Origin of the sequence: Streptomyces sp. NPDC006529, from assembly GCF_040611795.1 — a bacterium.
Lineage (GTDB): Bacteria > Actinomycetota > Actinomycetes > Streptomycetales > Streptomycetaceae > Streptomyces.
In genome coordinates, this window is record NZ_JBEXPB010000046.1 from 44,502 (window position 1) to 51,688 (window position 7,187).

At 73.6% G+C, this 7,187-nt stretch carries 5 protein-coding genes and 1 pseudogene; 3 read left to right on the plus strand and 3 right to left on the minus strand.

Annotation, left to right across the window (positions count from 1 at the left end; translation table 11 throughout):
- Positions 1 to 13: 13 nt before the first annotated feature.
- From ABZY31_RS25850 to ABZY31_RS25860, 3 genes are all read right to left on the minus strand, one after another.
- On the minus strand, positions 14 to 1,333 hold the full coding sequence (locus ABZY31_RS25850) for a hypothetical protein (protein WP_356414453.1): 1,320 nt from the start codon (positions 1,331 to 1,333) through the stop codon (positions 14 to 16).
- Positions 1,330 to 2,160 (minus strand): hypothetical protein, encoded by an 831-nt coding sequence (locus ABZY31_RS25855; RefSeq protein ID WP_356414474.1) that lies wholly within the window; start codon positions 2,158 to 2,160, stop codon positions 1,330 to 1,332. The genes ABZY31_RS25850 and ABZY31_RS25855 overlap by 4 nt, the downstream gene beginning before the upstream one ends.
- A 146-nt stretch (positions 2,161 to 2,306) precedes the next feature.
- On the minus strand, positions 2,307 to 4,562 hold the full coding sequence (locus ABZY31_RS25860; RefSeq protein ID WP_356414456.1) for a right-handed parallel beta-helix repeat-containing protein: 2,256 nt from the start codon (positions 4,560 to 4,562) through the stop codon (positions 2,307 to 2,309).
- A gap of 157 nt (positions 4,563 to 4,719) precedes the next feature.
- Between ABZY31_RS25860 and hmgA the strand changes: the two genes are divergently transcribed.
- The 3 genes and pseudogenes from hmgA to ABZY31_RS25875 form a co-directional block, all read left to right on the plus strand.
- On the plus strand, positions 4,720 to 6,033 hold the full coding sequence (hmgA, locus tag ABZY31_RS25865) for a homogentisate 1,2-dioxygenase (RefSeq protein ID WP_356414459.1): 1,314 nt from the start codon (positions 4,720 to 4,722) through the stop codon (positions 6,031 to 6,033).
- Between the two features lie 44 nt (positions 6,034 to 6,077).
- Entirely contained in the window at positions 6,078 to 6,827 is a 750-nt protein-coding gene (locus tag ABZY31_RS25870) for a GntR family transcriptional regulator (protein ID WP_356414462.1), read from the plus strand.
- A 96-nt stretch (positions 6,828 to 6,923) separates the two neighbouring features.
- A pseudogene (locus ABZY31_RS25875) lies at positions 6,924 to 7,187 on the plus strand (DNA methyltransferase); the annotation flags it as partial.

Below are 7,187 nucleotides of genomic sequence, written 5' to 3' on the forward strand. Positions count from 1 at the left end.
CGGTCCTCGGTCCTCAGTTCAGCAGGAGGCTCAGCCCTCCGACGGTGTACGTGATCATCAGGGCGAGCAGGGGCAGTTGTCCGGCCACGGCCCGGGCGGGCGGAAAGAGGCGCACGGACCGGTCGTGCGCGGCGACCACCCCGAGGACGTGGCCGGTGACGACGGCGATGACCTGCAGGGCAGCGAGCCCGCCGGGCTCCAGGGGCGGCGCGGGAGCCGGAACGGAGGCGTTGTCAGTGCCGCCTGCCATCATGACTGTGCGTGCCGATTCAGTGACGAAGAGCGAGAAGTAGTGGGCCACGAGATACCCGACGGCGATCGGGAGGAGGGAGGGGGCGAAGGCGGTCAGCGGACGCGGCAGCGGGCCGGCGACCAGGCGGGTGGCCCCGCCACAGAGGCAATAGAGGAGGGCGACGAGGGTGACGGACCCGAGGAGCCCGAGCGTGGCCGCGGGGGTGCGGCCGAGGGGGGAGGTCTGTACGACGTTGATCCACCAGGGGTGGTCGGAGAAGCCGTCGTAGGCGGTGGAACCGAGCAGGACGCAGACGACGGCGACGAGTCCGGGCCGCTCGGGCGTCGCGTCGAGTCCGTGGAAGGGGTTACGGAGGACCAGGCGGCCGTCGTCGCGGCGGCCGAGGGGGGAGAAGCGGGCCAGGAGGGTCGAGTACGCCTCGAAGGGGTCTCCTTCGGCGAACCACGATGCGCCGAAGCGGGCCGCGAGGCCGAGTTGGACGGTGGCGAAGACGATGAGGGCGGTCAGGAGGGTGGTGCGCGAGGCGGGGCTACGGGACACGAGTTCGAGCCAGGTGAAGCAGAAGAGGCCGATGGCGGCGGGCCAGAGGCCGAGCTGTGGCGGGAGGGGGTGCGGGGGCCGGACCGGGCCGCGGCGGGCGGGCCGCAGGCGGCTCCGCAGCCGGGTCAGCAACCGATGCAGGGTGCGCAGCGGGTTGAGCAGGCTCCAGACGGGGCCGAGGAGAAGGGAGGCGGGGACGAGCCCGACCCAGAGCAGGACGTAGACGGCGCCGGGAGCGGGGTTGCGCGCGGGGTCGTCGGGACCGAGGAGGAGGTGCACGAGGAAGAAGAGGGCGGCCGCGAGTCCGAGGACCCGCAGCGCGGTCCGGGTGGCCGGCGCGTCGGCCACCCGCTGGACGGCTGCGGGCAGCGGGCGGCCGGAGCGGTTGCCGCGGAAGCGGGAGGCGGACCAGAGGAGGCCGAGCGCGAGGAAGGAGACGAAGAGCGCGGTGAAGGCACCGGCGAAGGCGTAGAAGGGCGAGATGGGGAGGTCGTGCTGGGAACCGATGCCGTGGGCGAGGGGGGTGGGCGCCGGGGTCACCGGACGAGGAGTTGGGTCAGGACCAGGTCGGACTCGTGGGTCTCGACCTCGAAGAGGCCCGGGCGGTCGACCGTCAGGACCAGGGTGGCCTCCTGGCCCGCGGGGAGCGTCAGTTCCTTGTCGTAGCCGTGGACGTGCAGGGTGTCCGCGCGGTCGCTGGTGACGCGCAGTGCGACCCGTTCGCCGCGCTTCAGCTCCGTCCGGCCGGGGGCGGGGGTGACCTTGCCGTCGTGGACGGTGAGGGTGACGGTCCGGTCGGCGGTGGCGGCCGGGTCCGGGGACGGGGCCTGAGCGCTGGGCGGGGACGTGGACGGGGCTCCGGGGGTGGCGTGGTCGTGGCCCGCCGCGCCCGGGGCGGGCGCGGTCAGCGGGACCGCGGCCTCCACCGGCTTGCCGTCGACCGCCCAGGCGGTGTGGTCGTCCGCGTACAGGCGGGCGGTCAGGGTGTGCGCGCCCTGGGGCACCTGGGTGGCGGACAGGTGGAACCAGGGGCCGTACAGCCGGGCCACCTTGCGGCCGTCGAGCAGCAGGTGGGCGTGGCCGCCGCCGGCGAGGGCGGCACCGCCCACGCTGTCGGGGGTGAAGCGGAAGTTGCCCACCTCCAGCTGGAGGTTCCAGCCGTCCTCGCTGTCGGGGCGGAGGGCGAGCTTCACCTCGGGCGCACCCTTGGCCGGGACTTGGCGCAGCCGGTGGCCGGCCTCGTCCCGGGCGTCCAGGAGGGTGCCGACGGAGCCGGAGGCCTGCTGGTGGGTGGTGCCGGGCTTGTGGTGAGTGGTGGCCCGCCCGCCGCAGCCGGCCGCACCGGCGGCGGCGAGCAGGAGCAGCACCGCGCAGACCGTCGCCCGCCGCCCCCGCCCGACCCGGGGGCGGGGGCGGGGGCGGCGGCGGCGCGCGCTGATGCTCGGGCTGGTGCTCGGGCTCGGGCTCGGGCGGGAACCCTGCCGCCCGGGCAGCGTCGCCCGCTCCCCGGTGCTCACGCGGCACCACCGGGGGCGGAAGCGGAGGCGCCGCCCTGCGCGGGGGCCGGGGCATCACCGTGCCCCGGAGCGGGGGCGCCGCCCTGCGCCGAACCCGGGGCACCACCGCGCCCCGAAGCCGGAGCCTCCCCCGGCCCGGACGCCCCGCCGGCCGGTCCGGATGCCCCGGCACCGGCCGCGGACGCCCCGGCACCGCCCCCATCCGAGTCGTCGGCCGTCCCCGGCCCTGGTTCCCGGGCCGGGCCCGGGCGGGCGGAGGCGGTGACGGCCCACAGGCACCACACGACCGCCACCAGGGCGCGGATCCAGGCGGGGCTCAGCGGGATCCAGGGGATCATCAGCACCGCCTTGTCGAAGGCGTCGAGCAGGGTCAGGGCGCCGAGCAGCAGGGTCAGCCGCGCCAGCCAGGGGCGGGTGGGCCGCAGTGCGATCCCCGTGCCCGTCCACCACAGCCCGAGCAGGAACAGCGCGAGCGCCGGTACGAAGGTACTGGTCAGCGCCATCGTCGAGCCGACGACGTCCAGGGCGAGTCCGGCCAGGCCGAGCAGCGCCGACACCGTGCCCAGCCGCGATCCGCGCAGCCTGCGCCACCACAGCACGCCGCCGACCAGGGCCAGTACCACCGCGACCGCCAGCGCGATCTGGGTCTCCACCCGTTCCAGACCCCGGGCGCCGTACCAGTCGCAGCCGGCCGGAAGTTTGCGCGCCTGGACGCTGTAGTCGGCGCAGACGAGGAGTTGGGCCAGCTTGACCGGTTCTCCCGCCAGCCGGGCCGAGCCGCCCGACACCGCGCCGCGCGCCGCTCCGCACTGCGGGAGCGTGCCGGGGGTGGAGCCGTCGGGTCCGTCCTGCCAGCAGTTGCCCGTGCCCTGGCCGTCCCACCACACGTCCGCGCCGTTGGGGCGGGAGGCTCCGGTCTTGTCCTTGCCCAGGACGTTCCCGGCGTACCGGTTGTGGTGCGAGGTGTCGGTCTGCTTGCCCCAGGCCGACTCGCCGCGGATGAAGGCGGGGACCGCGCTCAGGAAGAATCCGGCGCGCCGGTGTCCGTAGACCCAGTTGTTCTCGTAGATGTTCCAGTTGCCGCCCGCGGTGATGATGCCGGTGCCCGGCGGCATGGAGATCTGCGGGCAGACGACGCCCTGCTCGTAGCCGCGGTCGACGGGGGCCTTGGCGCAGGTGCCGTCGGCGACGTAGGGATAGAAGTCCGCGTTGTTGTCGTGGATCAGGTTCCGCTCGAACAGGGCGTGGTTCTGCGGGAGTCCGGGGTGGCCGGGGAAGGCGCTGTCCATCGAGGCGCCGCCCATGTTGGCGTCGAACTCGTTGTCGTGCACCCACACCGAGTCCCCCGCGGTGCCCGAGTACCCGACCATGTTGTGGTGGCTGCGGCAGCCGGTGATCTCGATGGAGTGGCGCGGGACGTCGTAGCCGCGGCCGTCGTTGATGTCGGAGGCGCTGCCCGGGTAGATGCCGGAGTCGCCGTTGCCGTAGGACTCGCAGTTCTTGTACAGGCCGTGGTCGCTGGCGAAGGTGAGGAAGCCGTATTCGTCGTTCCAGCGGGTCAGGACGTCGTCGATGACGAAGCCGTCGCCCGCGAGCACGTACAGCGAGTTGAAGGTGGTGCGCTGGGCGGTGAAGTTCCGGAAGTAGATCCCGTCGGACTTGTCGGCCCGGATGGCGTTCAGCTTCTGGTACTTGGCGTCGATGACGACGTCCTGCCGGGACGCTCCGGTGCCCTCGATCTGCAGGTTCTTCTTGCCGAGGATGGCGACCAGGTTCTGGTTGTGGCGGCACGCCACCTGCTGCTCGTAGGACAGGATCTGGTAGCCGAGCGAGGAGTTGGGGGCCTTCAGCGCCGCGCACGCGCCCGTGGGCTTGGGCAGCGAGGGCTCCTCCTCGTACAGGCCGGGCAGGATCGCGATGTTCATCCCGGGCCGGTCGACGGCGTCGACGGCGGCCTGGAGGTCGCGGAAGCCGTTCTTCTCGCACCGGTCGTACAGGGCGAGGTTGCGCTGCCTGAGCGGCTCGGGGAAGCCCGCGGTGCGGCGCTCGAAGTCGGGGCGGCCGGTCTTGCAGACGAGGAGGTCGGGTTCGCCCGCGCGGTACTGCGGCACGCTGCCGGAGCCGTCGGGGAGGGTGATCGGGCGCTCCTCGTGCGCCTGCGCGGCGGGCGCGGCGGCGAAGAGGACCACGAGGGAGAGGAGGGCGGCTGGGAGAGCCGCCGGAACGGCTGGGAACCTGCGGATCCACGACATGCGCGGAAGAGTAGAGCAATGTTCATGTTTTGGGATCCCCGCGCGCAGGAATCGTTGATCGGCAGTGCCCGTCGGTTGATCGGCAGTGCCCGTTGACGACGGCGGCGCGGAATCCTACTGTCAGGCATAGGATTCCTTCGACGGAGCGGGAGCAGCCATGAGCGAGCAGGCCAGGAAGACGGCGGAGGGGCTGGAGTACCTCACCGGCTTCGGCAACGAGCACAGCTCGGAGGCGGTTCCCGGCGCCCTGCCGGTCGGCCGGAACTCGCCCCAGCGGGCCGGGCTCGGGCTCTACGCCGAGCAGCTCAGCGGCAGCGCCTTCACCGAGCCGCGCCCGCACAACCACCGCTCCTGGCTCTACCGCATCCGCCCTTCCGCCGCGCACCCGCCCTTCACGCGCACCGGCAACGGCGCCCTGCGCACGGCTCCCTTCACCGAGTCCGTCCCGGACCCCAACCGGCTGCGCTGGAACCCGCTGCCGGACCCGGCGCCCGGCACCGACTTCGTGGCCGGCCTGTGGACCCTCGGCGGCAACGGCGACGCCACCCAGCGCACCGGCATGGCCATCCACCTCTACGCCGCCGACACCTCCATGACCGACCGGGTGTTCAGCGACTCCGACGGCGAGCTGCTGATCGTCCCCGAGCGGGGCGCTCTGCTGCTGCGCACCGAATTCGGCCTGCTCGGCGTCCGCCCCGGCGAGATCGCCCTGATCCCGCGCGGGATCCGGTTCCGCGTGGAGCTGCTCGACGCCACCGCCCGCGGTTACGTCTGCGAGAACTACGGCCGCCCCTTCGAGCTGCCCCACCTGGGCCCGATCGGGGCCAACGGGCTGGCCGCGGCCCGGGACTTCCAGGCCCCGGTGGCGGCCTACGAGGACGAGGACCGGCCGGTCGAGGTGGTCAACAAGTTCTGCGGCAACCTCTGGTCCGCCACCTACGACCACTCCCCGCTGGACGTGGTCGCCTGGCACGGCTCGCACGTCCCCTACGTCTACGACCTGCGGCGCTTCAACGTCCTGGGCAGCATCAGCTACGACCACCCGGACCCCTCGATCTTCACGGTCCTCACCGCGCCCTCGGACACCCCGGGCCTCGCGGGCGTCGACTTCGTGGTCTTCGCCCCGCGCTGGCTGGTCGGCGAGGACACCTTCCGGCCGCCCTACTTCCACCGGAACGTGATGAGCGAGTACATGGGCCTGATCGAGGGGGCCTACGACGCCAAGGCGGAGGGGTTCGTTCCGGGCGGCGGGTCCCTGCACAACATGATGTCCGCGCACGGCCCCGACCGGGAGACCTTCGACCGCGCGAGCGCCGCCGAGCTCAAGCCGCAGAAGATCGAGGACGGCCTGGCCTTCATGTTCGAGACCCGCTGGCCGGTGACCGCCACCGCGCAGGCGGCCGGCGCCGGTCACCTCCAGCGCGCCTACGACGACGTCTGGCAGGGGCTCGAACGCCACTTCCGCGCCTAACATCGCAGCACGCCGCCCCTGCCCGACCCGTACGGAGACCCGCCGTGACCGCCTTCGCCCCCGATTCCCTGGTGCTGAACCGGAAGCTCCCGCTCTGGTACCAGGTGTCGCAGTCACTGCGCGCGTCGATACTCGGCCGCACCCCGGACGCGACGCTGCGCCTGCCGACGGAGGAACAGCTCGCCGGGCACTACGGGGTGAGCGTGCTGACCATGCGCCAGGCGCTCAAGGAGCTGGAGCAGGAGGGCCTGATCAGCAGGCACCGCCGGCGCGGCACCTTCATCGAGCCGGGGGCGCGGCGCGGGGCGCCGGTGCGGCTGCTGGGCTCGGTCGACGCGATCGTGGCCCAGCAGTCGGGGGAACGTACGACGATTCTCGGCCGTACGCGGACGCCGGTGCCCGGGGAGCTGCTGGAGTACTTCCCCGGCCTCGCCGAAGTGGTGACGTACCGGCGGCTGCGGCACGACGGGGAGACCGGTGAGCCGACGAACTGGGCCGAGAACGCGGTCCGCCCGGAGCTGGCCGATGCGGTGGACCTGGCCGATCTGGAACGGTGGCCGATGACCAAGGTGCTGCGCGACGTGGTGGGCGTGCGGATCAGCCGGATCACGGACACCGTCGAGGCGCGGCTCGCCGACCCGGCCACCGCGGAGCTGCTCCAGGTGCCGCTGCTGAGCCCGATCCTGCACTACACCGGGGTGACCTACGACGAGGACGGCCGGGTGGTGGACGTGGCCCGGATCCGCTACCGCGGCGACCGCTTCTCCTTCACGGTGACGATGGACGCGCATTAGGCAGACCCGCACCCCCTGGGCGGGCCCGCAGCCCTAGCATCGGGTGCTGTGAGCGAAGACGTACCTGAGCCCGCCGTGCCCCTGCTGGACGAGCTGATGCCCTGGTCGGTGGCCGGCCTGCGGCTCGGGCGGGACTGGGTGGCCGCGCCCGGTCCCGGCGCGCTGCGGGCCCGCTGGGCGGCGCTGACCGCCGCCGAAGGCGCCGAGCGGGAGCGGCTGTTCCGGCCGAGCCGCTCGCGCGGGCCCGCCGCCGGGGCGGCCGCGGGGGCGGGGGGGCGGCGGCGCGGGCCCGCCCCCGCCCCGCGCCGCCCCGCCCTCCGGCCCGGGCCCCCAGCCGTCGTCCCCGAAGATCGTCGCGGA

What these genes read in the sequence shown, in the direction of transcription:
- hmgA (WP_356414459.1), top strand. Translation starts at nt 4,720, where the DNA reads ATGAGCGAGCAGGCCAGGAAGACGGCGGAGGGGCTGGAGTACCTCACC.
- ABZY31_RS25860 (WP_356414456.1), bottom strand. Translation starts at nt 4,562, where the DNA reads ATGTCGTGGATCCGCAGGTTCCCAGCCGTTCCGGCGGCTCTCCCAGCC.